The organism is Microbacterium alkaliflavum, from assembly GCF_044325405.1.
In the GTDB taxonomy this organism is placed as follows: Bacteria; Actinomycetota; Actinomycetes; order Actinomycetales; family Microbacteriaceae; genus Microbacterium; species Microbacterium alkaliflavum.
Genome location: NZ_JBIQWL010000001.1, coordinates 1,005,250 through 1,029,817, shown reverse-complemented (window position 1 = coordinate 1,029,817; position 24,568 = coordinate 1,005,250). Strand labels below are relative to the sequence as shown.

Genomic DNA, 24,568 nt, shown 5'->3' with positions numbered 1-24,568 from the left:
GGGTTGGGATGAGGTCCCCGAGCCTGTCGAGGGGTCGAGCCTGCACCGACGAGGCGCGTCGGCCCCCTCGTGCTGGTGCGGCGGCGGTCGATACTGTCGGACGAATACGTCAGGAGCGCCCCTATGACCGACCTCGCCGAACCCGTGGAGACGTCCCTCGTGCAGCCCGCACCGCCGGAGATCTCCGACGACGACGCACGAGCCATCGCCGAGCGGGAGTGGGGCGTGACGGGCGAGGTGCGTTCGCTCGGCAGCCACCAGGACCGCAACTTCCTCATCGACGCGGGCGACCGGCGGCTCCTGCTCAAGATCGCGAACCCGAGCGTCTCGGCGGCCGAACTGGAGGCCCAGTCGCTCGCGGCGCGGGCGATCGGCGACGGCACCCCCATCCGCGCACCGCGCGCGATCGCGTTCGATGACGGCTCGACGACCCGCGAGATCGAGGTCGCCGGCGTCGCGATGCAGGCGCGGCTCCTCGAGTTCCTCGACGGCGAGACCCTGTCGGGGAGCGGATACCTCTCCCCCGCCGCCGTCCGGGCGATGGGCGCGCTCGCGGCAACGGTCGACAACGCCCTCGCCGGCCTCGACCCCGAAGGGGCCGAGCGCGACCACCAGTGGGACCTGCGGCATGCGCCCGCCGTGCTCGAGGATCTGCTCCCCCACGTCGACGACCTGGACCTCCGCGAGCGGCTCGCGGGTGCGGCCGCCGATGCGTGGGCCGTCGTCGCGCCCCTCGCCGACCGCTTGCCGACGCAGTTCATCCACGGCGACCTCACCGACGACAACGTCGTGCACTCCGCAGATCGCCTGCCCGACGGCGTCATCGACCTCGGCGACCTCAACCGCACCTGGACCGCGGGCGAACTGGCGATTACCCTGTCGTCGCTCCTCCACCACGACGGCGTCGACCTCGCCGCCGCGATGGTCGCCGTGAACGCCTATCACTCGCTCCGGCCGCTCACCACGGAAGAGGCCGAGGCGCTCTGGCCACTCGTCGTCGCGCGCGGGGCCGTCCTCGTCGCGAGCGCGCACCATGTGCTCTCCACGGATGCCGGCAACGTCTACGCCGCCGAGAACCTCGTGCACGAGCGCGTGATTTTCGAGAGCGCGGTGTCAGTCCCGTTGCCCGTCGCGTCGGCGCTCGTCCGGGCCGCGATCGGTCATCCCGTCGAGCAGTTCGCCGCGCCCGACGGCGCCCGGGCGGTCGAGACGTCGAGCGAGATCGCGGTGCTCGACCTCTCGGCGACGAGCCCCAGCCTCGACGAGGGACGCTGGCTCGACGACGACGCCGAGTCGGTGCTGTTCGCCCAGGCGCTCGCCCACGCGGGCCTCGCCGTCGCGGCCTTCGGCGAGTCGCGCCTGACGCGCTCGCGGCCAGGGCCGGATGAGCCGGAGAACGTCGCGCTCGGCCTCGAGCTCGCGACGCGCGAGGAGCGCTCGGTGCACGCGCCGTGGGCCGGCGTCGTCGTGCAGTCGGGCGGCGCCGTCATCGTGCTGCGCGCCGGAGAGGTCGATCTCCGCGTCGAGGGCGTGACCGAGGCGATCGCCGAAGGCACCGAGATCGAGGCGGGCGGGATCATCGGGCGCGTGCTCGGCACGGCGTGGGTGCACATGACCCGCGCGGGCATCGCGGCGCCGCGCTTCGCGCCCCGGTCGCTCGCCGCGGCCTGGCGCGCCGTCGTCGCCGACCCGACCCCGTTCGTGACCGGCATCGCCGAGCCTGCCGAGAAGTCGGCGGATGCGGCATCCCTCCTCTCCCGTCGCGATGCCGTGTTCGCCGACGTGCAGGAGCACTACTTCGCCGATCCGCCGGTCTTCGTGCGCGGATGGCGCGAGCACCTCGTCGACGCCGACGGGCGGGTCTATCTCGACACCCTCAACAACGTGACCTCGGTCGGCCATGCGCATCCGCGGCTCGTCGCCGCCGTCGCGAGACAGTGGAGCCTGCTCAACACGAACTCGCGGTTCCACTACCCCGCCGTCGTCGAGTTCTCGGAGCGGCTCGCGGCGCTCCTCCCGGAGTCGCTCGACACCGTGTTCCTCGTCAACAGCGGATCGGAGGCGGTCGATCTCGCGCTGCGGCTCGCCCAGGCTTGGACGGGGCGGCCCGACCTGCTCGCGGTGCAGGAGGCGTACCACGGCTGGACGTACCTGTCCGATGCCGTCTCGACCTCCGTCGCCGACAATCCGGCGGCGCTCGAGACGCGTCCGCCGTTCATCCACACCGTCCCCGCGCCCAATCCGTTCCGCGGCGCGCACCGCGGGAACAAGGCACGCCGCTACGCCGACGAGGCTGTCGCCGAGGTGCATCGCCTGGCCGAAGAGGGCACACCCGTCGCGGGATTCATCGCCGAGGCCCTGTTCGGCAACGGCGGCGGCATCGCACTGCCCGACGGCTACCTCGCGGCGGTGTACGACGCCGTGCGCGCGTACGGCGGGCTCGCGATCGCCGACGAGGTGCAGGTCGGCTACGGCCGGCTCGGCGAGTGGTTCTGGGGGTTCGAGCAGCAGGGCGTCGTGCCCGACGTCGTGACCGTCGCGAAGTCGATGGGGTCGGGGCATCCCCTCGGCGCCGTCGTCACGACCCGTGCCGTCGCCGAGCGCTACCGCACGGGCGGCTACTTCTTCTCGTCGGCGGGCGGCAGCCCCGTCTCGAGCGTCGTCGGGACGACAGTGCTCGACATCCTGCGCGACGAGGACCTGCAGGGCAACGCGCGCGACACCGGGGCGTACCTCAAGATGCGGCTGCAGGAGCTCGCGGAGCGGCATCCGCTCATCGGCGCCGTCCACGGCTTCGGTCTGTACCTCGGGCCCGAGTTCGTCCGCGACCGCGAGACGTGGGAACCGGCGACCGCAGAGACGGCGGCGATCTGCGACCGCCTGCGCGATCTCGGCGTCGTCGCCCAGCCGACGGGCGACCACCAGAACATCCTGAAGATCAAGCCGCCGATGTGCTTCAGCCGCGACAGCGCCGACGCGCTCGTCGCGGCCCTCGACCGCGTTCTCACGACCGGCTGGTAACCCGCCACCCTGCGCGAACCCACACCTCCTGCCCGAGCCCACCCCCAGCGTCCGTGCGCCCGGTGTGGGTTCGGGCGCGGGATGTGGGTTCGCGCACGCCAGGACCGGCCCTCACCCCCTCGCGGCTGTGGTTGGCTGGACGGATGACCGATGGCGTGGGTCTGCGCTCCGAACGCGGGCCGATCCTCCTCGCCCTCATGCTGTCGACGTTCCTCATCGCGATCGACGCGACGGTGCTGTCGACGGCCGTGCCGACCATCGTCGGCGAGTTCGGCGGGTTCGAGCAGTTCCCGTGGCTGTTCTCGATCTACACGCTCGCGCAGGCGGCTTCGGTGCCGGTGTTCGCGAAGCTCAGCGACATCATCGGCCGCCGCCCGGTCATGTACGCGGGCATCTTGCTCTTCCTCATCGGCTCGGTGCTGTGCGCGACTTCGTGGAGCATGGGCGCGCTCATCGCGTTCCGCGCTGTGCAGGGACTCGGCGCGGGGGCCATCATGCCCGCGACGATGACGGTCGCCGGCGACATCTACACGGTGCGTGAGCGCGCGAAGGCGCAAGGCTACCTCGCGAGCGTGTGGGCGTTCTCCTCCGTCGCCGGCCCCACGATCGGCGGCCTGTTCTCGCAGTTCGCGTCGTGGCGCTGGATCTTCTGGATCAACGTGCCGCTGTGCCTGCTCGCACTGTGGATGTTGTGGCGCAACTACCGGCAGCCGTTCGAGCGCCACCGCGGCCGGATCGATTATGCGGGTGCCGCGCTGCTCACGGCGGCGCTCGTGCTCATCGTGCTCGCGCTCCTCGAGGGCGGTCACGCGTGGGAGTGGCTGTCGTGGCAGAGCCTCACAGCCTTCGGTGTCGGGGCGCTGCTCCTCGTCGCGTTCGCCCTCGTCGAGCGCCGCGCGGAAGACCCGATCCTCGCGCCCTGGGTGTTCTCGAGCCGCATCGTCGTGACGACCTCGCTCGCCGCTCTCCTGGTCGGCGTCGTCCTCATCGGGCTCGTGTCGTTCGTCCCTACCTTCTTGCAGTCCACGACGGATGCCGCACCCCTCGTCGCCGGACTCGCCGTCGCCGCGCTGACCCTCGGCTGGCCGATCTCGGCGTCCCTCGCGGGCCGCTTCTACCTGCGCATCGGCTTCCGCGCGACGACCCTCGTCGGCAGCGTGCTCGTCATCCTCGGAGCCGCCCTCCTGGTCGTCTTCGCCCTGTCTCCCTCCATCCCGCTGACGGCGGTGGGATGCTTCGTCGTCGGTCTCGGTCTGGGCCTGGTCGCCGCGCCGAGCCTCATCGCGGCGCAGGCCTCCGTCGGCATGCGCCGACGGGGAGTCGTCTCCGGCACGAACATGCTCGCCCGCTCGATCGGCAGCGCTGTCGGCGTCGCGGTGTTCGGCGCGATCGCGAACGCCCTCATCACGCGGGGCGGCGGCGCGGACGTGCCCTCCGCGATCCAGGCGGGCTCGATCGCGGTGTTCGTCGGCGTCGCGGGGACGGCGCTCGTGATGCTGGTGGCGTGCGCCTTCATCCCGCCCGTGCACATCGATGAGCCCGAGCCGGAGCCTCAGGCCGACCGCGAGACGGTCCCTCCCGACGTCTGAGCCCTGGCCCGCGCGCCGCGAGACTTCACGTATGTCACGCTGCCCGGCGACGAGCCGTACATTCGTGACGTCTCGCGTGGGGTTTGGGGCACTCGCCGACGCGCTCCGGACGCGACTCACGCGGCCGGGGTGTGCCCGCCCCGATCTCACCCCCGCAGCATCCCCCGGAGCGTCTGGATCGTGTCGGCCTCGGCGGGACGCTTGTCGTCGCGATAGCGCTTGACCCGCGCGAAGCGCAGGGCCAGCCCGCCGGGATACCGCGTCGACCGCTGCACGCCGTCGATCGCGATCTCGACGACGATCTCGGGTGCGAGCCACACGGTGCCCGGCGTCTCATCGACAGCGATCTCAGGGAAGCGCTCGGTCTGCCACTTGAGCAGCGCGTCGGTGAGGCCCTTGAAGGTCTTGCCCACCATGACGAATCCGCCGCCGAACTCTCCCGTCTCGTCGCGGGCGCTCAGATGCAGGTTGGAAAGCCATCCCGTGCGGCGGCCGTAGCCCCACTCGGCGGCGAGCACGACGAGGTCGAAGGTGTGGACGGGCTTGACCTTGATCCAGCTCGCACCGCGCCGCCCGGCCCCGTAGACGGAGTCGATCGCCTTGACGACGACGCCCTCGTGCCCCGCCGCGAGCGCATCGGCGCCGACACGCTCGGCGACGTCGGGGTCGCTCGTGACCTCGCCGGGGATGCGGTGCGCCGGCGCGATGCGCCCGAGCTCGTCGCGGCGCACGCGCAGCGGCTCGTCGATGAGGTCGCGTCCGTCGACGTGCAGCACGTCGAAGAACCACGGATGCAGGATCGTCTGGATCGCGTGCTCCTGAGCTTGTCGAAGGGCTCCAGCCCCGAACCGCGACATCGTGTCCTGGAAGGGACGCGGGGCGTCATTCTCGTCGAGCGCGAGCGTCTCGCCGTCGAGGATGACGTCGGTCACCGGCATCCCCTTCACGACCTCGACGACCTCGGGAAGCCGGTGGGTGATGTCGGCGAGGTTGCGGGTGAAGACGCGCACGTCGTCGCCGCGACGATGCACCTGGATGCGCGCGCCGTCGAGCTTGTACTCGACCGAGGCCTCGCCCGCGGACTCGACCGCCTCGGTCACCGTCGCCGCCGTCGACGCGAGCATGGGAAGCACGGCGCGTCCGACGACGAGCCCGATCGCCTCGAGGTCGTCGGGCGCCTGCGTGAGAGCGATCACCGCCGTCTCGCCGAGGTCGCCGGACAGCATCGCGGCGCGGCGGACCACATCGCCCGGACGATCCGATGCGCGCGCGATGGCGTCGAGCAGCACGCCCTCGAGGGCGCCCGTGCGGAGTTCGCCGAGCATGACGCGCGCGATGAAGCCCCACTCGTCGGCCGTCGCGCGCTGCGCGAGCCCGCTCAGTGCCCCGCTCCGCGCGGCGACCGAGCCGGCACCGGATGCCTCGGCGAGCTCGCCGAGCGCGACGTCGACGTCGCCGATGGTCAGAGTCGGGGTCGTCGCGTGCTCCGCGTCGAGCGATGCAAGGGTTCGCCAGCCGACGCCGATCCTCCCCTGCCTCGGGCTCGCCGTGAGGAATCCGACCGCGGGCCGGATCTCCTCGGGTTCGAGGCGCTCGAGCGCCGATGCGAGGGCGTCGACTTTGGCGAGGCGCGATCGGGTCGCCCCGACGGCATCGGCGGTCTCGACCAGGTCGGCGAGCAGCATCCCTGAATTCTCGCACCGGCCTCCGACACCCGCCCGGGCTCGTCGGGATCTTCCTCCGCTCGCCCAGCTGAGCGGAGGAGAACCCACGAAGGGAGGACGGGATGCCGACATCCGCCCTCCGCTCCCTGGCTTCCCTCCGGTCGTCGCGAGGAAGGGAGGAAGCCCGCGCAGTCGACACGACGAATACCCCGTCGTCATCGCTCGGGCAACCCCGTCCCCGACAGCACGTCGCGCCGCCACGCTGGTCGCATGGCCCGCATCGGCACGTCGGGATGGAGCTATCCGCACTGGCGGAGCACCCTGTACGCGAGCGCGCCGCAGGCGCGGTGGCTCGAGATCTACCAGCGCGAGTTCGACACCGTCGAGCTCAACGCGAGCTTCTACCGGTGGCCGCCACCGGCACGCTTCGCCGCGTGGCGCGAAAAGCTTCCCGAGGGCTTCGAGATGACGGTCAAGGCGCCGCGCGGCCTGACCCACGCGCGCAGGCTGCGAGAGCCCGAGCAGTGGATCGAGCGCGTGGTGGCGGGCCTCCATGAACTGCGCGGCAGGCGCGGACCGCTCATCGTCCAGCTCCCGCCGACGATGGAGCGCGACGACGCCCGGCCCGACCATTTCCTCGGCGCCCTGCCCGACTGGACCCGTCCCGTCATCGAGTTCCGGCACGACTCCTGGACCGACGACGCCGTCTTCGCGCTCCTCGAACGCCACGGCGCCGCCTACTGCGTCATGAGCGGGGCGAAGCTGCCGTGCATCCTGCGTGCGACGGCGAGGCTGGTCTACGTGCGCTGGCATGGACCCGACTCGGAGCACCTCTACGGCGGCTCCTACTCCGACGACGACCTGGCGTGGTGGACCGAGCGCATCCGCGAGTGGGAGCGTGCCGGCCACGACGTCTACGGCTACTTCAACAACGACGGCGGCGGCAATGCCGTCCGCAACGCCCGCACGCTGAAGCGGATGCTGCACACCTGACGTTTCCGCGGGCGAGGCGCTCCCCCGCGGCATCCGGCGAGTTGTCAGCCTGAACACCCGCACGATGCCGCGGGTGAGTCCCAGCAGCCTCCGCTCACCCGCGGCAATGTGCGAGTCCGCACGGCCAACACCCGCACAATGCCGCGGGCACGCAGAAGGGCGCCGTACCCGATGGCACGGCGCCCCTCGATGCGCACGTCAGGCGGCGGCCGCGAACGCCTCCGACCGGACGAGGAGCTCGGGGCCCGGGGCATCCACCGTCACCGCTCCCCCGTCCACGAGCTCACCGGAGACGAACAGCTCGGCGATCCGGTCGTCGACCTCGCGCTGCACGAGGCGACGGAGCGGGCGGGCACCGTACTCGGGCTCGTACCCGTGCTCGGCGAGCCAGTCGACCGCGGCATCGGTGACCGACAGGGCCACCTCGCGGTGCGCCAGCCGCGCCGACGTCTGGTCGAGCACGAGCCGCACGATGTCGCGCAGCTGCGCCTTCTCGAGCTTGCGGAAGAGCACGATCTCGTCGATGCGGTTGAGGAACTCGGGACGCATCGCCTCGCGAAGCTTGCCGAAGACGCGATCGCGCAGATCCTTCTCGCTGCCGAAGCCGGTCGCCCCGCCGCCGTCGGCGATGAAGCCGATCGCCCCGGCGCGCGACGCCAGGAACTCCGAGCCGAGGTTCGACGTCATGATGACGACGGTGTTGCGGAAGTCGACCGTGCGCCCCTGACCGTCGGTGAGGCGTCCGTCGTCGAGCACCTGCAGCAGCAGGTTGAAGACGTCGGGGTGGGCCTTCTCGATCTCGTCGAAGAGCACGACGGCGTACGGATTGCGACGGACGCGCTCGGTGAGCTGACCGGCCTCGTCGTATCCGACGTATCCGGGAGGGGCGCCGACGAGGCGCGACACGGTGTGCCGCTCGCCGAACTCGCTCATGTCGAACCTGATCACGGCCGAGGAATCGTCGAACAGCGACTGCGCGAGCGATTTGGCGAGCTCCGTCTTGCCGACGCCGGTCGGACCGAGGAAGAGGAACGAGCCGACGGGGCGACGGCTGTCGCCCATGCCCGTGCGGTTGCGGCGCACGGCCTTGGCGACGGCCGCGACGGCATCGTCCTGCCCGATGACGCGGGCGTGCAGCTCGTGCTCGAGGGAGGCGAGGCGCTCGCGCTCGGTCTCGGTCAGGCGGTTCACCGGGATGCCGGTGGCGCGACTGATGACGGCCGCGATCTCCGGCTCGTCCACGACCGCATCACCCTGGGCGACCGGACCGCGCGACGTCGCATCGGCCAGCCGTCCCTGCACCTCCGCGATCTGGTCCCGGATGCGCGAGGCCTCCTCGTAGTGCTCGGCCGAGACGGCGGCGTTCTTGTCGGCCTCCAGAGTCGCGAGCCGCTCGATGAGCGCCTTCACGTCGACCAGCGCGCCGAGCTTGAGCCGCAGCCGGGCTCCGGCCTGGTCGATGAGGTCGATCGCCTTGTCGGGCAGCACGCGCTCGGTGAGGTAGCGGTCTGAGAGCTCGACGGCGGCGCGGAGCGCGGCATCCGTGAACCGCACGCCGTGGTGCTCCTCGTACGCGGGCTTGAGGCCCTGCAGGATCAGCACGGCGTCCTCGATGGAGGGCTCGCCGACGCGCACGGGCTGGAAGCGGCGCTCGAGCGCCGGGTCCTTCTCGATCGTGCGGTACTCCTTGAGCGTCGTCGCACCCACGAGGTGCAGCTCGCCGCGCGCGAGACGCGGCTTGAGGATGTTTCCGGCATCCATCGCGCCCTCGCCCCCGCCGCCTGCGCCGACGACGGTGTGGATCTCGTCGACGAAGAGGATGACGGTGCCCTCGAGCGACGCGACCTCGTCCATCGTCTTGGTGAGGCGCTCCTCGAAGTCGCCGCGGTACCGCGTGCCGGCGAGCATGCCGGCGAGGTCGAGCGAGATGACGCGCTTGCCGATGAGCTGCTCGGGCACGCCGCCGTCGACGATCGCCTGCGCGAGGCCCTCGACGATCGCGGTCTTGCCGACGCCCGCCTCGCCCACGAGGACGGGGTTGTTCTTCGTGCGACGGCTGAGGATCTCGATCGTCTGCTCGATCTCGTCGGCGCGGCCGATGACGGGGTCGAGCCGACCCTCCGCGGCGAGCGCCGTCAGATCGGTGCCGAACTTGTCGAGCATCGGCGTCTCGGCAGCGGCCTCGCCGTCGGTCGTCGGCGCGGCAGCCGGACGCACCGTCTCGCGCACGCCCTGCGTCAGCGCCTCGGGCGTCACGCCCGCCTCGGCGAGCACGCGGCCGGCCGGGGTGTCCTGCGCGAGCACGAGCGCGAAGAAGAGGTGCTCGGGGTCGATGTAGGTCGAACCCGACGAGCGGGCCACCTGGAACGCGTGGAAGAGGGCGCGGGTGACGGAAGGCGTCACGACCGCGCCGTCGGCGTTCTGGGGAGTGGATGCCGCGGGCAGGCGCTCCTCGGCGGCCTTTGCGATCGCGCGCGGGTCGGCGCCGATGCGCTCGACGGCATCCTTGGCCGGGTCCTCGTTCGCGAGCACGCGCAGCACGTGCAGCGCGTCGAGCTCGCTCTGACCGCGCTCGAGCGCGAAGCGGCCGGCGCGCTGGAGCACGTCCTGCGTACGCGCGCTCAGGAACCGCGTGAGGTCGATCGACCGCTCGGCGCGTGCACGCTCGCCCGCCAGGTAGCGGGCGAGGAACTCGTCGAACGAGCCCGCGCCGTCGGCGTCGCCGTCGGTGTAGGGGGTGAAGTCTTCGGGCATCTCCCGTGTCTCCGTCTGAAGTCGATGGGACGATCGACCCAAGGTTGAGTCGATCCGTATCAACTTCAACGGACCGATTGAAGGGATATTCCCGGATGCCGCAAATCAGCGCACGGCTGCAGAATCGCCCAGAGCCCGTGCTGTGACCGAGAGCCCGTGTTTCACCCGGTGCGGATCGGGGGCTTTCGGCGAGAGCACGGGCTATGGACAGAGGGAGAATCAGCGCCGCGGCCGCGAGATCAGTGCGCGCGCGACGCCTCGAGGGCGCGGATGAGGCTCGCCGAGTCGTACGGCCCGATGTGGCGCTTGCCGTTGACGAAGAACGTCGGAGTGCCGCTCAGGTCCATCAGCTCCGCATCGAGGCGGTCGTCGGTGATGCGGCGGATGACCCGCGGCGACTGGAAGTCCTCCATGAAGCGCTCGGGGTCCAGGCCCAGCCGGGCCGCGTACATGCACAGATCGGATGCCTCGAGCCGGTCCTGATTCGCGAAGAGCGTGACGGCCATCTCGAAGAAGCGACCCTGAAGCCCGGCGGCTTCGGCGGCCTGCGCCGCCTCCTGCGCATGCGGGTGCGGCACGTCGAGCGGGAAATGCCGCCACACCCAGCGCACCTCGTCGCCGAAGTACTCCAGCACGGTGTCGACGGAGCCCGTGGCACGGCTGCAGAACGGGCACTCGAAGTCGCCGTACTCGACGATCTCGAACCGTGCGGCGATGTCGCCGCGGAAGTGGTCGCGCTCCGGGTCGAACGGCCGCATCAGCTTCGCACCCACGGGGCGCGGCGGCCGGATCCGGTCGCCGACGACGAGCACCGCCCAGCCGATGAGGAACGCCAGAACGGATGCCGTCAGCACGGCGACCCGCGCGATGTTCTGCGTGTGCGGGTCGTCGATCGCGATCGGCACGAGGAAGAGCGAGATCGTGAAGCCGATGCCCGACAGTGCCGCTCCCCCGGCGACGCGATTGAGTCCGAGCCCAGGCGCGAGCTGCCCGCGACCCAGCGCGCGCAGGAGCGCCGTCGCGCCCGTGATGCCGACGAACTTGCCGACGACGAGTCCCACGACGATGCCCCACGCGACGGGCGAGGTCACGGCATCCCGGATCGTCTCGGGGTCGAGGTGCACACCCGCGTTCGCGAGGGCGAAGATCGGCAGGACGCCGAACGAGATGTAGGGGCGCCAGGCGGCGTCGACGCGCTCATTGATCGAGAGCGAGTCGCGCAGGCTTCTCGTGACCGCGGCCGCGTACGCCGGATTCGGCGACTCGCGGAATGCCCGGGTCAGCTCCGCCGCACGCTCGACGTCGGTGCGACGAGGCGGGAAGACCGGGATGAGGAGGGCGACGGCGACGCCGGCGAGCGTGGGATGGATGCCTGCCAGCAGCACGGCGATCCACAGGCCGGCCCCCAGCAGCGTGTACGACAGGCCGCGGCCCGCGGGAAGGAACCGCACGAGGGCGAGGAGCCCCATCAGCACGATCGCGACGAGCAGGGGCACCGCCGCGAGACCGTTGTTGTAGAACAGGCCGATCACCAGGAGCGCCCCGATGTCGTCGACGACGGCGAGGGTGAGGAGGAAGATCCGCAGGCGCGACGGATACTTCGGCGCGATGATCGCGAGCGCGCCGAGGAGGAACGCCGTGTCGGTCGAGATGACGACGCCCCACGCGTCGGCCTCTGCGCCTCCGAGGTTGAACAGCACGAACACGAGCGCCGGCACGATGAGGCCTGCGACGGCTGCCCCGATGGGAAGGAGCGCGCGCGACCGGTCGGTGAGCTCGCCGATCGTCAGCTCGCGCTTGACCTCGAGGCCGACGAGGAAGAAGAAGAGGGTCATGAGGCCCTCGTTCACGACCGCGTGCATCGTGAACGACACGTCGAACCCGCCGACCGACATGCCGATCGGCAGCGCCCAGAACTCCTCGTAGGTCGCCGCCCACGGCGAGTTCGCCCATACCATCGCGATCGCGACGCCGACGAGCATGAGCGCAGCGGCGAGGCGGTCGGGGTCGCGGCTGTGCTTCTTCGGAACGGGGCGGGCGGCGTCGCCTGTGCTGATGATCCGCAGCTCGCTCACGCGCCGAACGGCTCCTCGTGGAGTCCTTGAAGAGCCTCGGTCAGTCGCGGCGCGCCCTCCCCGAAGGCGCCGTCGAGGCTCGCGAGGCGCGCATCGGCCTCGGCGAGCGCAGCCTCGCCCTTGTCGGTCGCACGCAGATCGGATGCCGCCCCCGCCTGGGCAGTGGCATCCTGAACCAGTCCTTCGTCCTGGAGCGTCCGCACCGCCGTGTGCGCCGTCTGCACCGTGATCTGCGAGCGCCGCGCGAGCTCTGAGAACGAGATGCCCGGCGTCGCATGGATGTGCGCGAGCAGACCGTACTTGCGGGTCGTGAGGCCGAGGTCCTTGAGGGATGCGTTGAGGCGCGCATCCCACACGCTCGAAACGGTGAGCAGGGCGATGACCGGGCTGAAAGGCGGGCGCTCAGGCATGACGTCTCATCGTAGCGAGCGCGCTCAGGTGTGCGGGCCGGGTGCGGGCTCGTAATGATCGGTGGCGATCGTGAGCTCGGCCTGCCCGCCCGTCAGAGCGCGCAGATCGAGCACGTAGCGCTCGAGCTCGGCGTCGGGGACGCTGGCGACGACCCGCGCGCGCCCGTCGTCGGCCGTCTCGCTCGCGTGCACGCGCCCGCGGCGACCGGACAGGTCGGTGAGCACCGGCCCCTGCAGGTCGGTCGGCACCGTGACCGTCACGTTCGACACGGGCTCGAGCAGCACCGTCTGCGCCTCGGCGAGCGCGGCCTTGACACCCAGCGCCGCCGCCGTGCGGAACGCCATCTCGGACGAGTCGACCGAGTGCGCCTTGCCGTCGAGCAGCTCCACCTGCACGTCGACGACGGGGTGGCCGAGCGGTCCCCCCGCGGCGAGCGCGTCGCGCGCCCCGCGCTCGACGGCGGGGATGTACGTGCGCGGCACGGCCCCGCCCACGACGGAGTCGACGAACGCGAAGCCGCCGCCGGGAGGCAGGGGCGAGAGCTTGAGCTGCACGACGGCGAACTGGCCATGCCCGCCCGACTGCTTCTTGAGCTTGCCCTCGGCGTGCGCCGATCGGGCGATCGTCTCGCGGTACGCGACGGGAGCAGTGCCGGTCGTGACGTGCACGCCGAGCACGCGCGCGAGCCGTTCGACGGCGACCGCGACGTGGGTGTCGCCCAGGCCACGGAGGATCGTGAGGCTGCCCGCGCGGTCGACGACGAGCGTCGGATCCTCGGCCGTCAGGCGGCCGAGCGCCGTCGTGAGCTTGGCGTCATCGGACTGCGACACGGGCTCGAGCGTCATGGCGTAGACGGGCGCGCGAGAGGGCAGCGGAATGGGCCGCGCGCCGCTCTGCGAGCGCGTCCACAGGAGCGAGCCGGCGGGAGTCGAGGTGAGCTTCGCGACCGCGCCGATCTCGCCCGTGCGGATCGAATCGGCCGGCACGTGCTCGGCGCCGCGCAGCCGGAACAGCGCCGGGATGCGTTCCTCGCCGCCCGTCGTCGCGTTGCGCAGCCGGTCGCCCGGGCGGAGCACCCCCGAGAGGACCTTGAACATCGCGACCTGCCCGACGAACGGGTCGGCGACCGTTCGGAAGACGTGCACCAGGGTGTCGCCGTTGGCCTGCGGCGCGACGCTGTGCTCCGTGCCGCCGTGTCCCTCGTCGTCGACGCCGAGGAGGATCCGCCCGTCGTGCGTCTCCCCCGTGGGAGCCAGATCGCACAGGAGGTCGAGCACATGGTCGACGCCGGTCGCCGTGAGCCCCGAGCACACGACGATGGGCACGGCATCCCCCGCCGCCATCGCCCCCGCGAACGTCGACTCCAGCTCGCGCGGCGCGGGCTCATCGCCCTCCAAGTAGGCCTCGAGCTGCGCGTCGTCGCGCGCGACGATCTCCTCGGTGACCTCTTGATGCAGCCGATGCTCCTCGTCGGCCAACTCGTCGGGCACGGGCTCGTCGTGGTGCCGCCCGCTCTCGTCGTAGACGAGCGCGCGCTCACTGAGGATGTCGGCGACTCCGTGGAACGCGTGCTCCTCACCGAGCGGCAGCTCGAGCGGCCACAGTCCCGGGCCGAAGGCATCCCGAAGCTGCTCGACCGTGCGCCGGAAGTCCGCGCGCGCGCGATCCTCCTGTGTCACGACGACGACGCGGGGCACCCCCGCGGCGCCGGCGTTCGCCCACGCGGTGCGAGTGGCTCCCGTCACGCCGTCGACGGCGCTCACGACGACGACGGCGACATCGGCGATCGAGAGCGCGGCATCCACCGCTCCCACGAAATCGGGATGCCCCGGGGTGTCGACGATCGTGACGCCCTGCAGGGCGCCCCCGACCGTCCACGTGAGCCACGCGAGCGCGAGACCGAGCGACGTGCCGCGCGCGATCTCCTCGGGGTCGTGGTCGCACACTGTCGTGCCCTGCTCGACGCTGCCCATGCGCGGGATCGCGCCCGCGCGGTGCAGCATCGCCTCGGCGAGCGTCGTCTTGCCGCTGCCCATCGCCCCGAGCAGCACGACGGTGCGATGCGCCGGGTCTGTAGATGTCTCGGCCACGGATCCTCCCGCATCCTCGCGGACCAGTAGCGACCATCGTCCCCCGCGGCGCGGCGCGGCGCCAGAGGGACAGGCCGTTACGTCGAGCGGATGCCGCGGCTGCGCGCTGCCTACTGTGCGGGAAGCTGGCTCGTGGACGCGCCGGACTGCACCCAGGTGCTGTCGGTGCACTCGTAGAACGTGGTCGTGTCGGTGTCGATGTAGACGTCGCCGTTGGTCTGGCATGTCTCGTTGTCGGGCGTCCCCGTGCCCAGGAGAACCTGCGTGCCCGGCGTTCCCGGGGCGCCGCTGGCGCCGGTCTCGCCCTGAGGGCCCTGCTCGCCGGTCGCGCCGGTCTCGCCCGTCGCGCCGGTCTCGCCGGTCGCGCCGGTCTCGCCGGTCGCGCCGGTGAGGTTCTCGGCCGCCGACTGCTTGATGTTGCCCGCGAGCACCCACTGCCCGTCGCGGAAGACGTAGACGTTGGCGTTCGACACGTCGATGTAGACGTCTCCCTCATAGCCCTTGCCCGCGGCGGGCGTTCCCTTGCCGGCACGCACCGCCGATCCTGCCGGGAGGATCTCCTTGATGACGTCCTCGACCTCTTCCGTCGAGACAGGCGTCGGAACGGGCGTCTCGACGACCGTCGGCGTGGGCTCGGCCGCGGCATCCGTCGACCTGGCAAGCGACGAGCCGAGGAATGCCGCGACGAACGAGAGCAGCACGACGCCGATGCCGACGCCGATCAGCGCGCCGAGGCCGACACCCTTCTTCTCGGGCGCGGGCGGGGTCGCACTGGGAGTGGTCTGAGTCGATTCGGTCATGCGAGGCTCCAGATCGGCGAGGGGTGCCCGCGTGCACGGCACCGGAGATTCGACGCTCAGTGTAGGGACGCGTCGTGGCTGCGGGAAGGAGGATCACCCGGCAGGTATGGCACCGTAATGTCGAAGCGATGCGACAGTTCCTGCGCGGAGTGGGCTTCCTGCTGCGCGGCTTCACCTGGTGGCGGCGCCGCCCGGGTGCGATGTTGCTCGGCCTCGTGCCCGCCGCGATCGTCGGGCTGTTCTTCGTCGCCGCACTCACGGCACTCGGCTTCGCGCTTCCCGGCCTGACGTCGGGGGCGACGCCCTTCGCCGACGGCTGGGTGCCGTTCTGGCGCGACTTCCTGCGGTTCGGCGTCGGGGCGGCGCTCTTCGGCGGCGCGCTCTTCGTCGCGATCGTGTCGTTCACGGCGCTCACGCTCGTCGTCGGCGACCCCTTCTACGAGCGCATCTCCCGCACCGTCGAACGCGACCTCGGCGGCCCCGTGCCCGACGTCGACTACCCGTTCTGGCGATCGGTCGTCGACGGACTCTCGCTCATCGGTCGTGGCATCCTCGTCGCACTCTTGGCCGCACTGCTGGGATTCATCCCCGTCGTCGGCGGCTTCGTGGGCGCCGCGACCGGTGTCGTGCTGACCGGATGGCTCCTCGCCGACGAACTGACTTCACGCGCGCTCACGGCGCGTGGCCTCACCCGCGCTCAGCGGCGCGCGCTGGTGCGCGGGCGTCGAACTCGCGCACTCGGCTTCGGCGTCGCGACACAGCTCTTCTTCCTCATCCCGCTCGGCGCGATCGTCGTCATGCCCGCCGCGGTCGCCGGATCGACCGAGCTCGCCCGGTCGCTTCTGGCGGAGGTGGATGCTTCGCCCTGACCGTTTCCGCTCAGGTGGCGCACCACGCGGCATCCCGTCACCGAGCCGGCGTGTCGCCCGCCTGTGGAGCGCTTCGAATCAGTCCGGCACAAGCCCCGCCACGAAGGCGTCGTACACGGCGAGCATGTCGAAGTCCTCGTCCAGCAGCTCCTGGATCTGAAGGCCGTCGCTGATCGCCATGAACATTGCGGCCAGGATTCTCGCCCGTTCCGCACTCACCCCGAGATCGCTGCTGAATCGGCTGGCGAGATTCTCGCGGGTGGCTGCGTAGCGCCGAGCAACCGCCGGCCGAGCCGGATGATCGTCGGTGATTCCGGCGTAACGTGAGTGTGTGCCAAGTTCCCAGGGCGAACATTGCGCAGGGATCGGCTGATGGACGCCGCCACCCGGGCCGAACTGGCGGCCTTACGTCGCCGGGCGTACGCCCGGGACGCGGACATTGCCGGCGACTCGGTCGGGCTGGAACGTCTCGCCGAGCTCGAACAGCTCGCTATCGCGGCCCGGGGGGAGGCAGCACCGGTGCCTGCTGGGACGGCGGGCCTCCCGCGGGCCGCGATTCCGACATCCGGTTCCGTGACGCGTGGACGGCCCGCACCGGATCCCGCCACACATGCGGGCCCGAGGATTGTCGGGCGTGCACCCGGCCGACCCTTGCCCCGCCGTCGACTGATCGTCGGCCTCGTCGCCTCGGTCGCGCTGCCGGCGGTCGCCTTCGGCCCGCTCAGTGACCTGCAGACGGCGCCGAACCCGACCCTCGCGGACGCAGCGACCGCGTCCCCGACCGCCAGGCCCGCGACGGCCGATCTCACGGGGACCGAACACGTGATCATCCCCCTCGTTGTCGATAGACGGAGCGGTGAGTTCATCGACGTCTCGCCGCGGCCCGATATGCCCGTGTTCCTCGCCAACGGCCGGCCGACCTGGGTTCAGCCCCTCGGCGTCCACTACGGATGGACGCTCTCGGCCGCGGGGATATCACGCGGGCAAGAACGGGAGAACTGCCTGCTGCTGACCAACGGCTCCACGATCGAAGCGAACTGCAGTCCCCGCGCTGACACTGCGAACGGAGCGCTCAGAATGTCGCTGGGCTACGGCAACCTCGCCGACCATCAGAGGCCCCAGGGCATGACACCCGATCAGCGGGTGACCTTCACCTGGGGCGACGGAGCGTACATATCGATCAAGATCACCGACGGCAGCAGGCCGTGACCCAATCGTTCGAACCGCTACGAGAAAGAATCTCTGCCTGCCAGCCAGCGATCGGTCCGCCTGGTACGTCGAAGCGCGCGCCCAGCGACCCACCTACAGGCGCTTCGTTCCCGCGAATGGGTAGCCTCGTTCCGTGCAACTCGACTTGATCGTCTTGACACACACATGGCCGACTACGCGATGACTCGCGGCAAGCGCACGGTGAGCGACCGTTCGGAGCCACCTGCCATCGTCAGGGTGAATTGGTCAGGTCGAGTTCTCGTTCGTTCCATCGGCGACAGCAGTCAACTCGAGGATGCGCGCTTCGAGTGCGCGCAGGAGTGGTTCGCGTCTGGCCGTCTTGAGCACTTCGGTGATGTAGGACTGTGCGAGTCCCGTAGCGACGAGGCCGGCGTAGCCGCTGTCTTCGATTTCTACGACGATCTGACTAACGGTGTCGACGTCGTCGGCGACCATCGCGCGGAGCAGCCGGGTCGCGAGAAGATCTGGTCCATCCATGTCGGATCGCTCCTTTCGCTCCGGAATTCTAGGAATCGATACGGCATCGCTCAAGGGCACTGACGTGGCGTGTCTGGCCCGAGCAACTCTTCGACGAACGATCCCGACCACGGCAAGCCCGATGGGCGCTCAGCTTGGCAGGCACGGCGCAAACACGCTCGTAGAGCGACCGGCGTGCGGTCACGTGACGAATCGATATGGAGCTGACACAGGTCATCGGCGGGCAGCGCGGCGGCTATCTGGCGGGTCGCCGGGGGTTACTGTGAACCACGCCGGCCGTGCGGCGACGGCGAGCAGAGCAAGGAGAACCAGCAAGCCGCCGCCGGGCAGAGCGAACGAGACGAGCACTCCGGCGGATAGAAGTGCGAACGCGGCTGCAAGGCGCCAGTTCCGGAAGATCGCGAGAATCGCGGTGCACGCCAGCAGTCCGGCGACCAGCACGAGCATTCCTGCGACGAAGATGTCTCCTATTCCCCGAACGCGCAGCGCGTCCTCAGCGGCGTTGGCCAGCCCCGCGAGCACCGCCCCTGCTCCCGTAGCGATCGCGATCACGCGGACGCTACGCGACCAGGACAACCGGGACAGACAGACGACAGCGGGACCGGTAAGGAGGAGCGCCGCGGTAAAACTCCAAACTGCCAGATAGTCCAGCGGACTCACGGGATGGAAGTAGCGCGGGGAGAGCAGATCGAGCAGAGAGCGAAACGCCCACGCCATTCCCGTTGCCACCCACACCACGCGGGCCATGCGGAGGATCGTATCGGAACAACGTCGGGCGGCTGACGCGGTCTCGCGCGCGTCGGGACCGGCTCCTCGGACGGTCTGATCAGGGGCGGTCGGCGTTTTCGGAAGCGCCTCGCTCTTCAATGCGAGCGACCGAGCGACAGCGTTCTGGACTTTCGTCGCCATTGCGCTCGGCCTCACGATGATCGCGATCACGGCCGTCGTCGTTCGCCGCTGGGTCGCCTTCGCGCTTGCGCTCATCACCGTCGCGGCATGCATGGTCTTCGCGTTCGCGCAGTTCTCGTCCGCCGAGACCGCTGGGCCAGTCGGTCCGCGCCGTCAGGGGCGCTCGAGCGCCGTCAGATCGTCCGAACTGAGGCTGATGTTGCCCTGGTTTGCGGCATCCACGAGCGTTTCCAGCGTGCGAACGTCGATCTGTGCCGGCTCGTCCGAATCGAACACGAATCGCAGGGGTATAGCGGACTGTACCCAAATCGTCGTGCGGCCCGACGGTTGCAGATCCGAGTGCACCCAGGTGACCGTGAACGCCTCGCCTCGCCGCAGCTTCGTCGAGACGACGACCTTCAGGTGCGCCAGAAGGCGGTCGCACATCTGAATCGGTGCGGGATTCGATCCGTAATAGAGAGTCCCCATGATCGTGCGCTTCTGTCGAGCGGCGGCTCAGAGTCAGCGGGTAACACTGCGCCGCCGCGTGACGAGGACGTAGATGCCCAGCACGATGATCGCGCCGAGGATCGATCCGATGATGCCGGAGGGCTGCAGGAATCCGCCGTTCGGGTCGGCCCCGAAGATGAGGAACCCGAGGAACCCGCCGACGAATGACCCGACGATTCCGAGGACGATGGTCAGGAGGATCCCCATGCTCTGCTTGCCGGGGATGACGGCGCGTGCGATGAAGCCGGCGATGAGTCCAATGATGATGAGGCCCAGGATGGTCCAGAGCATGATCTTCTCCTCCTGATCGAGTGGTGAACCCCGAACGGGCCGCCGCACCGGGTGGTGCGTCCGTTCGATGATCCAACGCTCCTGACCTAACCACCCCTGGGGGTGTACCAGTACACCCCTGAGGGTGTAATCGTGGGGCATGTCGATCGAACGGCCCACGCCGCCCATCACCGTGGCGCTGGTCGATGACTACGATGTCGTGCTGCGGGGCCTGGCACATATGTTCGACGAGCACCCTGATCGCGTCGTCGTCGCCGAGATCGACGCCAATACACCCAGGGAACAGGCTGTCGACGTCGTGCTCTACGACTCGTTCGCCCAGCCGGAGTCGGACCACCACGAGATCGCCGCGCTGGTGGAGAACCCCCGGGCGCGCCACGTCGTGGTGTACACGTGGAACTTTCACCCCAAGCTCATCGACGCAGCCCGTCGCCTCGGCGTGCACGGCTACCTGTCCAAGACGCTCACGGCCGCTGAGCTGGTCGCGGCAATCGAGGCCGTCAACGCAGGCGAGATCGTCATCAGCGACCAAAGCCGCCGCGCGCCCAGCGCGCCCGGCCTGGACTGGCCCGGCCGGCTCCAAGGAATCACGGATCGCGAGTCCGAGATCCTCGCCCTGATCACCCAGGGCAAGAGCAACGCCGAGGTCGCCAGCCTGACCTACCTCAGCCCCAACACCGTGAAGTCGTACATCCGATCCGTTTACGGCAAGATCGGGGCGTCGAGCCGCACTCAGGCGGTCCTCTACGGCGTCCGTCACGGGTTCGCTCCAGACGTCCACCGCATCGACCACTGGATGGGCGGTCCGTGAGAGACCGCGCCGGCACCGCTCAGCGTGCGGATCACCCAGCAGGCGACGGCGCTCATGCCCACGCCCGTCGACGATCCGAACCGAACGTGCTGCCACCCGCACGCGAGGTAGCCCCCACGGGCGCTGCCCTCAGGTGGATCAGGCACGCGCACTGCATTCCACGAGGGCGGAATTGCTAGACCGTCTCTGAAATCCGTCGCTCCAGGCAGCCCAGCACGACGTCGCGGACGGCATGCCATTCCTTGCGCAAGTCGACATGCTCCGGATCGCGTACCACCCGGAATCGCAGTCCGTCGAACACCGCACGGAGGAGCTTCGAGGCTCGGTCAGGATCTTCGAACTCACGCTCGATGTAGGGACGCATCCGCTCGAACGACCGGTCGTCGCGCTCGAGGTAGAAGGCGTGGGCGGGGTGGGTCGGGTCGATGGCCTCCGCCTCCAGGGCGTCGTATCGACGAGTCTTCTCCCGGGCGCGCTCGTAATAGAGGAGGCTGCTCTCGATGATGTCCTCGATACGCGCGTCTGCCGGCTGCTCGAGTGTGATGGCGTCGAGGTCGATCTCGTCGCGTCGCTCCAGGACGGCGTCGAGCAGGCTGGTCATGTCCGGGAAGTAGTGCATGAGTCCGGGTGCCGACATGCCGCACCGCCGTGCGACTTCGCGCAGGCTCAGCGAGCGGTAGCCCTCGGCGGCGATGAGCTCGTCGACGGTCTCGATGATCTCCGCGCGCCGGGCCTCGGGGGTCAGTCTTCGTGCCATCGTGTGCTCCTTCCGGGCAGGGTCACATCGTATTTCGTCATCGAATGAGGGGGTGGATGCCGCGGCATCCACCCCCTCACGTCGTCAGTCGACGATCTGCTCGTGCTTCTTGTTGTCCTCGACCATGACGGCGAGCTTCGCTTCGGTCAGGTCGTAGAACTTGAGCAGGATGAACGCGCCGATTGCGGATCCGATCGCCGCGCCGAGGTTGTAGACGGCCCACATCGCGTCGATCGCGCCCGCCGTCTGCGTGACGGTCTGGCCGGCGACGGAGGACTGGTACCCGGCAAGGCCGATCACCCACAGGCCGATCGCGCCGGAGATCGCGGTGCCCGCCTTCGTCATCATGGTCTGCATTGCGAAGGTCGCCGCCTCGTAGCGTCGCTTGTTCTTGTAGAAGTCGTACTCGATCGAGTCGGCGAACAGCAGCGAGAACATGAACACCTGCGGGGCCAGCACGACACCCTTCAGGGCTGACACGACGAGCATGAGCGTGAACGAGTCACGGCAGAACAGGAACGCGACGACGGAGAGCACCGCACCGGCGATCAGCGAGAACGCGAGCAGCGGGATCTTGCCGAACCGGCGAATCAGACGCGCGCCGAACGGGGCGACCACGATGACCGGGAGGATGCCGAGCATGAGCAGCAGCGAGGCGGATGAAGCGCTGCCGTAGATGTCGGTCGCGACGAACGGCGCGAGGGTCAGCGCGAAGTTCACGCCGTTGACGATCAGGCCGATGATGACCGTGAGCATCAGGTACTTGTTCTGCACGACCGCGCGCCAGATCTGCAGGATCGACGGGCGCTCGCGCCCCTCATCGCTCACGCGCTCCTTCGCGGTGCGGATCGGCAGCATCGCGAGGAAGCCGACGACGGCGAAGATGACGATGCTGAGGAACCAGTTGTTCGCGGTGGCGGCGAGCACCTGCGGCATCACGGCGATACCGAGCAGGATGCCGATGATGCCGGCGACGTGGTTGTTCGAGAGGATCACGTTGCGCTCGGCCGGCTCCGGCGACATGACCGAGCCGAGGGCGTAGCCGGGTCCGTCGGACGCGGCGTACACGGTGCCCCAGAGCAGGTAGGTGACGGTCGCGTAGGCGATCCGCACGGCGAGGTCCTGCTGCGTGAGAACGCCTTCGAAGCCGAAGCAGAGCACAGTGAACAGCGGCACGGTGATTGCCGCGAGGAACACCCACGGCTTGAACTTGCCACTCTTGAGCTTGAACCGCTCGATCACCGTCGCCAGGACCGGGTCGATGAGGGCGTCGTACAAGCGGGCGAACAGGAGAATCGTGCCGACCACGGCGGCGGGGATGCCCAGCGCGGTCGTGTAGTACACGGCCAGGAACGTCGAGACGATGATGAAGAGCACGTTCTGGCCGACCCAGAACGAGTTGTAGGAGAGACGCTCGCGCAGCGAGGTGTGGAAGACGGGCTTGGTCTTCCGGCGCTTGGCAGTCACGGCGGGAGCCGCTTCGGCGTTGTTGGCGGTGGTTTCCACTGAACTTCCTTGTCATGTGGGGAGGGCGGCCCGCGGGATACGGGACCGGGATGTCGGAATGCGCGTCGTGGCGCGCGGTGCGGGATGCGCGGGTGGGACCGTGTTCGGCTACACGGCGTCCGGCCACTCAATCGATGCGGGACGGAACCAGTTCCAGCCGCGGCGGTTCCAGGCTCGGGATGCTGCGGCCAGCCGGACGACATACTCGTTCCAGTCGGTGGGATGCGTCGACCAGCCCCGCTCGCCGACGCCGGCCAGGCGCGGCAGGAGCAGGAACTCGAGGTCGTCGCGGTTCGTCACCGTCTCGCACCACACGGCGGCCTCGATGCCGCCGATCCTGTGGTCGCTCTCGATGGCGGGCGTCTCGGCGACCGGGTCCCACTCGACCATCTCGCGGAGCGTGGCGGGTGGGTAGAAGGGCAGTCCGACGCGGGAGCGGGTGGCTTCCTGCTCGACGGTTGCGGCGGCGTCGGCGTGGGGCCGGTCGAGGTAGAGCGTGCGGTTGGACGACACGAGGATGCTCGCACCCTTGGCGAGTGCCGCGGGCACGTCGCCGAACGACTTGGCGAGGTTGTCGGCGACGAGTTCCATGACCTCGGGCGGGAACGGCGCTTCGATGGCTCCGTCGGAGTTCGCGCCGAACATGCCCTCGAGCTGTGTGGGCTCGATCCAGTACTGGATGAGCTCTTCGGGGCCGACGTCGGCGCGGGCTGCTTCCTGCCAGCCCACTGCGTGACGGCCGAGGTCCCGCACGGTGCTGACGGCGAACTCGACGAACGCTGCGTGGGCCTCGTCCGGCATCCCGAACGCCTCATCGCCGCCGACATGGATCCATGCGCTGGTCGGGAACTGCGCGGCGACGGCCGCGAGCACGTCGCGCACGAACTCGCGCGTGCGGCCGCGATCCGAGTCGAGCGTGCCGATCGCGAGCCCGAACGCCTCGGCCTGCGCCGCAGCGGGGCTCGGTTCGGGCGCGAGCTCCGGATACGCCGCGAACACGGCCTGCGTGTGACCGGGCATGTCGACCTCGGGCACCACGGTGACGAACCGCTCGCTCGCGTAGGCGACGATGGCCGCGACGTCTGCCTGGGTGTAGTGGCCGCCGGGACGGTCGCCGAGTGCGCCCGCTCCCCCGACCTCGGCCAGCGCCGGCCACGCGGGCACCTCGAATCGCCACCCGTGGTCATCGGTGAGGTGCAGGTGCAGGACGTTGAGCTTATACAGCGAGCACATATCGATGACCCGCTTGATGGTGCCGACATCGTGGAAGGTCCGCGCGACATCGACGCTCAGCCCTCTCCATGCGAAGCGCGGGCCGTCGACGATCCGCACCCCGGACAGTTCGACGACGCCGGCAGTCGTCGTCGAGGTGATGAGCTGACGGAGTGTCGTGAGACCGCGGTGTATGCCCTCGGGTGTAGTGGCCCAGACACGGATGCCGGTCGAATCGATCTCCAGTCCGTACCGCTCGTCTGCGTCGCGGAGGTCGCGACCATCGGCGCGCAGTCCGCGCGCGAGGGCGACGGAGGCGAGGCCGGTCTCGTCGATCTCCACGGAGATCGCCGGTGCGCCGCTTCTCGCGCCCGCGTCGACGAGGTCGAGCGCGACACCGGAGTCGGTCTCGACGTCTGCGGCGAAACGGGCGACGATGGCGGCCAGCGAGGATGGCCCGCTGATCTGCGCACCCGACACGAGAGAGAAGCTCCCGACCGACGGATCTGCGGACTGGACTGCGGGAATGGCCGCCGGCCGGGCCGCAGCGACTCCGCTGTGCGCCTGGGGGGCGAGAGAGATCATGTCCGTCATGCGGATCCTCATCATCGAAGGGCTAT

At 69.9% G+C, this 24,568-nt stretch carries 19 protein-coding genes; 6 read left to right on the top strand and 13 right to left on the bottom strand.

What is annotated here, in order from left to right; genetic code table 11:
- The first annotated feature begins 123 nt into the window (after nucleotides 1-123).
- Both ACH3VR_RS04415 and ACH3VR_RS04410 read left to right on the top strand, forming a co-directional pair.
- Nucleotides 124-3,021, top strand: coding sequence for an aminotransferase (locus ACH3VR_RS04415; protein ID WP_396639529.1), 2,898 nt, complete (start codon nucleotides 124-126; stop codon nucleotides 3,019-3,021).
- Nucleotides 3,022-3,164: 143 nt separating this feature from the next.
- Complete coding sequence (locus ACH3VR_RS04410) at nucleotides 3,165-4,610, top strand: MDR family MFS transporter (protein ID WP_396639528.1); 1,446 nt, start codon at nucleotides 3,165-3,167, stop codon at nucleotides 4,608-4,610.
- 146 nt (nucleotides 4,611-4,756) lie between these two features.
- Here ACH3VR_RS04410 and ACH3VR_RS04405 read toward each other — a convergent pair whose 3' ends face one another.
- Nucleotides 4,757-6,295, bottom strand: coding sequence for an ATP-dependent DNA ligase (locus tag ACH3VR_RS04405; protein ID WP_396639527.1), 1,539 nt, complete (start codon nucleotides 6,293-6,295; stop codon nucleotides 4,757-4,759).
- Between the two features lie 249 nt (nucleotides 6,296-6,544).
- Between ACH3VR_RS04405 and ACH3VR_RS04400 the strand changes: the two genes are divergently transcribed.
- On the top strand, nucleotides 6,545-7,267 hold the full coding sequence (locus ACH3VR_RS04400) for a DUF72 domain-containing protein (RefSeq protein WP_396639526.1): 723 nt from the start codon (nucleotides 6,545-6,547) through the stop codon (nucleotides 7,265-7,267).
- Nucleotides 7,268-7,465: 198 nt separating this feature from the next.
- Here ACH3VR_RS04400 and ACH3VR_RS04395 read toward each other — a convergent pair whose 3' ends face one another.
- The 5 genes from ACH3VR_RS04395 to ACH3VR_RS04375 all read right to left on the bottom strand — a co-directional run bounded on the left by ACH3VR_RS04395 (nucleotide 7,466) and on the right by ACH3VR_RS04375 (nucleotide 15,397).
- Nucleotides 7,466-10,021, bottom strand: coding sequence for an ATP-dependent Clp protease ATP-binding subunit (locus tag ACH3VR_RS04395; protein ID WP_396639525.1), 2,556 nt, complete (start codon nucleotides 10,019-10,021; stop codon nucleotides 7,466-7,468).
- 239 nt (nucleotides 10,022-10,260) lie between these two features.
- Nucleotides 10,261-12,096, bottom strand: a complete 1,836-nt coding sequence (gene nhaA / locus ACH3VR_RS04390) for a Na+/H+ antiporter NhaA (protein ID WP_396639524.1) — start codon at nucleotides 12,094-12,096, stop codon at nucleotides 10,261-10,263.
- Nucleotides 12,093-12,506, bottom strand: coding sequence for a MarR family winged helix-turn-helix transcriptional regulator (locus ACH3VR_RS04385; protein ID WP_396639523.1), 414 nt, complete (start codon nucleotides 12,504-12,506; stop codon nucleotides 12,093-12,095). Before ACH3VR_RS04385 ends, nhaA begins: the two co-directional genes overlap by 4 nt.
- A gap of 24 nt (nucleotides 12,507-12,530) precedes the next feature.
- On the bottom strand, nucleotides 12,531-14,597 hold the full coding sequence (locus tag ACH3VR_RS04380; protein WP_396639522.1) for an elongation factor G: 2,067 nt from the start codon (nucleotides 14,595-14,597) through the stop codon (nucleotides 12,531-12,533).
- Nucleotides 14,598-14,707: 110 nt separating this feature from the next.
- On the bottom strand, nucleotides 14,708-15,397 hold the full coding sequence (locus tag ACH3VR_RS04375) for a collagen-like triple helix repeat-containing protein (protein WP_396639521.1): 690 nt from the start codon (nucleotides 15,395-15,397) through the stop codon (nucleotides 14,708-14,710).
- 128 nt (nucleotides 15,398-15,525) lie between these two features.
- Between ACH3VR_RS04375 and ACH3VR_RS04370 the strand changes: the two genes are divergently transcribed.
- Together ACH3VR_RS04370 and ACH3VR_RS04365 are read left to right on the top strand one after the other, a co-directional pair.
- Nucleotides 15,526-16,266 (top strand): EI24 domain-containing protein, encoded by a 741-nt coding sequence (locus ACH3VR_RS04370; RefSeq protein WP_396639520.1) that lies wholly within the window; start codon nucleotides 15,526-15,528, stop codon nucleotides 16,264-16,266.
- A gap of 372 nt (nucleotides 16,267-16,638) precedes the next feature.
- Nucleotides 16,639-17,475, top strand: a complete 837-nt coding sequence (locus tag ACH3VR_RS04365) for a hypothetical protein (RefSeq protein ID WP_396639519.1) — start codon at nucleotides 16,639-16,641, stop codon at nucleotides 17,473-17,475.
- Nucleotides 17,476-17,721: 246 nt separating this feature from the next.
- On the opposite strand, the gene ACH3VR_RS04360 is transcribed toward ACH3VR_RS04365, so the two are convergent.
- The 4 genes from ACH3VR_RS04360 to ACH3VR_RS04345 form a co-directional block, all read right to left on the bottom strand.
- The gene (locus ACH3VR_RS04360; RefSeq protein ID WP_396639518.1) at nucleotides 17,722-17,973 is read right to left on the bottom strand and encodes a hypothetical protein; all 252 of its coding nucleotides are present in this window, start codon (nucleotides 17,971-17,973) and stop codon (nucleotides 17,722-17,724) included.
- A 213-nt stretch (nucleotides 17,974-18,186) separates the two neighbouring features.
- Nucleotides 18,187-18,975: a hypothetical protein gene (locus ACH3VR_RS04355; RefSeq protein WP_396639517.1), complete on the bottom strand. Its 789-nt coding sequence runs from the start codon at nucleotides 18,973-18,975 to the stop codon at nucleotides 18,187-18,189.
- Between the two features lie 60 nt (nucleotides 18,976-19,035).
- On the bottom strand, nucleotides 19,036-19,350 hold the full coding sequence (locus ACH3VR_RS04350; protein WP_396639516.1) for a DUF7882 family protein: 315 nt from the start codon (nucleotides 19,348-19,350) through the stop codon (nucleotides 19,036-19,038).
- 33 nt (nucleotides 19,351-19,383) lie between these two features.
- Nucleotides 19,384-19,662 carry a GlsB/YeaQ/YmgE family stress response membrane protein gene (locus tag ACH3VR_RS04345; protein WP_396639515.1) on the bottom strand — a complete coding sequence of 93 codons (279 nt, stop codon included), beginning with the start codon at nucleotides 19,660-19,662 and terminating at the stop codon, nucleotides 19,384-19,386.
- 139 nt (nucleotides 19,663-19,801) lie between these two features.
- Here ACH3VR_RS04345 and ACH3VR_RS04340 point away from each other — a divergent pair, with 139 nt between their 5' ends.
- The gene (locus ACH3VR_RS04340; protein ID WP_396639514.1) at nucleotides 19,802-20,473 is read left to right on the top strand and encodes a response regulator transcription factor; all 672 of its coding nucleotides are present in this window, start codon (nucleotides 19,802-19,804) and stop codon (nucleotides 20,471-20,473) included.
- 175 nt (nucleotides 20,474-20,648) lie between these two features.
- Here the strand turns inward: ACH3VR_RS04340 and ACH3VR_RS04335 are convergent, their stop codons facing one another.
- The 3 genes from ACH3VR_RS04335 to ACH3VR_RS04325 form a co-directional block, all read right to left on the bottom strand.
- Complete coding sequence (locus ACH3VR_RS04335) at nucleotides 20,649-21,230, bottom strand: TetR/AcrR family transcriptional regulator (protein ID WP_396639513.1); 582 nt, start codon at nucleotides 21,228-21,230, stop codon at nucleotides 20,649-20,651.
- A gap of 84 nt (nucleotides 21,231-21,314) precedes the next feature.
- Nucleotides 21,315-22,736, bottom strand: a complete 1,422-nt coding sequence (locus ACH3VR_RS04330) for an MFS transporter (RefSeq protein WP_396639512.1) — start codon at nucleotides 22,734-22,736, stop codon at nucleotides 21,315-21,317.
- 108 nt (nucleotides 22,737-22,844) lie between these two features.
- On the bottom strand, nucleotides 22,845-24,542 hold the full coding sequence (locus ACH3VR_RS04325; protein ID WP_396639511.1) for a family 20 glycosylhydrolase: 1,698 nt from the start codon (nucleotides 24,540-24,542) through the stop codon (nucleotides 22,845-22,847).
- Nucleotides 24,543-24,568 lie beyond the last annotated feature (26 nt).

Coding starts and splice junctions, on each gene's coding strand:
- ACH3VR_RS04415 (WP_396639529.1), top strand. CDS start 124: ATGACCGACCTCGCCGAACCCGTGGAGACGTCCCTCGTGCAGCCCGCA.
- ACH3VR_RS04410 (WP_396639528.1), top strand. CDS start 3,165: ATGACCGATGGCGTGGGTCTGCGCTCCGAACGCGGGCCGATCCTCCTC.
- ACH3VR_RS04405 (WP_396639527.1), bottom strand. CDS start 6,295: ATGCTGCTCGCCGACCTGGTCGAGACCGCCGATGCCGTCGGGGCGACC.
- ACH3VR_RS04400 (WP_396639526.1), top strand. CDS start 6,545: ATGGCCCGCATCGGCACGTCGGGATGGAGCTATCCGCACTGGCGGAGC.
- ACH3VR_RS04395 (WP_396639525.1), bottom strand. CDS start 10,021: ATGCCCGAAGACTTCACCCCCTACACCGACGGCGACGCCGACGGCGCG.
- ACH3VR_RS04385 (WP_396639523.1), bottom strand. CDS start 12,506: ATGCCTGAGCGCCCGCCTTTCAGCCCGGTCATCGCCCTGCTCACCGTT.
- ACH3VR_RS04375 (WP_396639521.1), bottom strand. CDS start 15,397: ATGACCGAATCGACTCAGACCACTCCCAGTGCGACCCCGCCCGCGCCC.
- ACH3VR_RS04370 (WP_396639520.1), top strand. CDS start 15,526: ATGCGACAGTTCCTGCGCGGAGTGGGCTTCCTGCTGCGCGGCTTCACC.
- ACH3VR_RS04365 (WP_396639519.1), top strand. CDS start 16,639: ATGGACGCCGCCACCCGGGCCGAACTGGCGGCCTTACGTCGCCGGGCG.
- ACH3VR_RS04360 (WP_396639518.1), bottom strand. CDS start 17,973: ATGGATGGACCAGATCTTCTCGCGACCCGGCTGCTCCGCGCGATGGTC.
- ACH3VR_RS04355 (WP_396639517.1), bottom strand. CDS start 18,975: ATGCATGCCGCGACGGTGATGAGCGCAAGCGCGAAGGCGACCCAGCGG.
- ACH3VR_RS04350 (WP_396639516.1), bottom strand. CDS start 19,350: ATGGGGACTCTCTATTACGGATCGAATCCCGCACCGATTCAGATGTGC.
- ACH3VR_RS04345 (WP_396639515.1), bottom strand. CDS start 19,662: ATGCTCTGGACCATCCTGGGCCTCATCATCATTGGACTCATCGCCGGC.
- ACH3VR_RS04340 (WP_396639514.1), top strand. CDS start 19,802: ATGTCGATCGAACGGCCCACGCCGCCCATCACCGTGGCGCTGGTCGAT.
- ACH3VR_RS04335 (WP_396639513.1), bottom strand. CDS start 21,230: ATGGCACGAAGACTGACCCCCGAGGCCCGGCGCGCGGAGATCATCGAG.
- ACH3VR_RS04325 (WP_396639511.1), bottom strand. CDS start 24,542: ATGACGGACATGATCTCTCTCGCCCCCCAGGCGCACAGCGGAGTCGCT.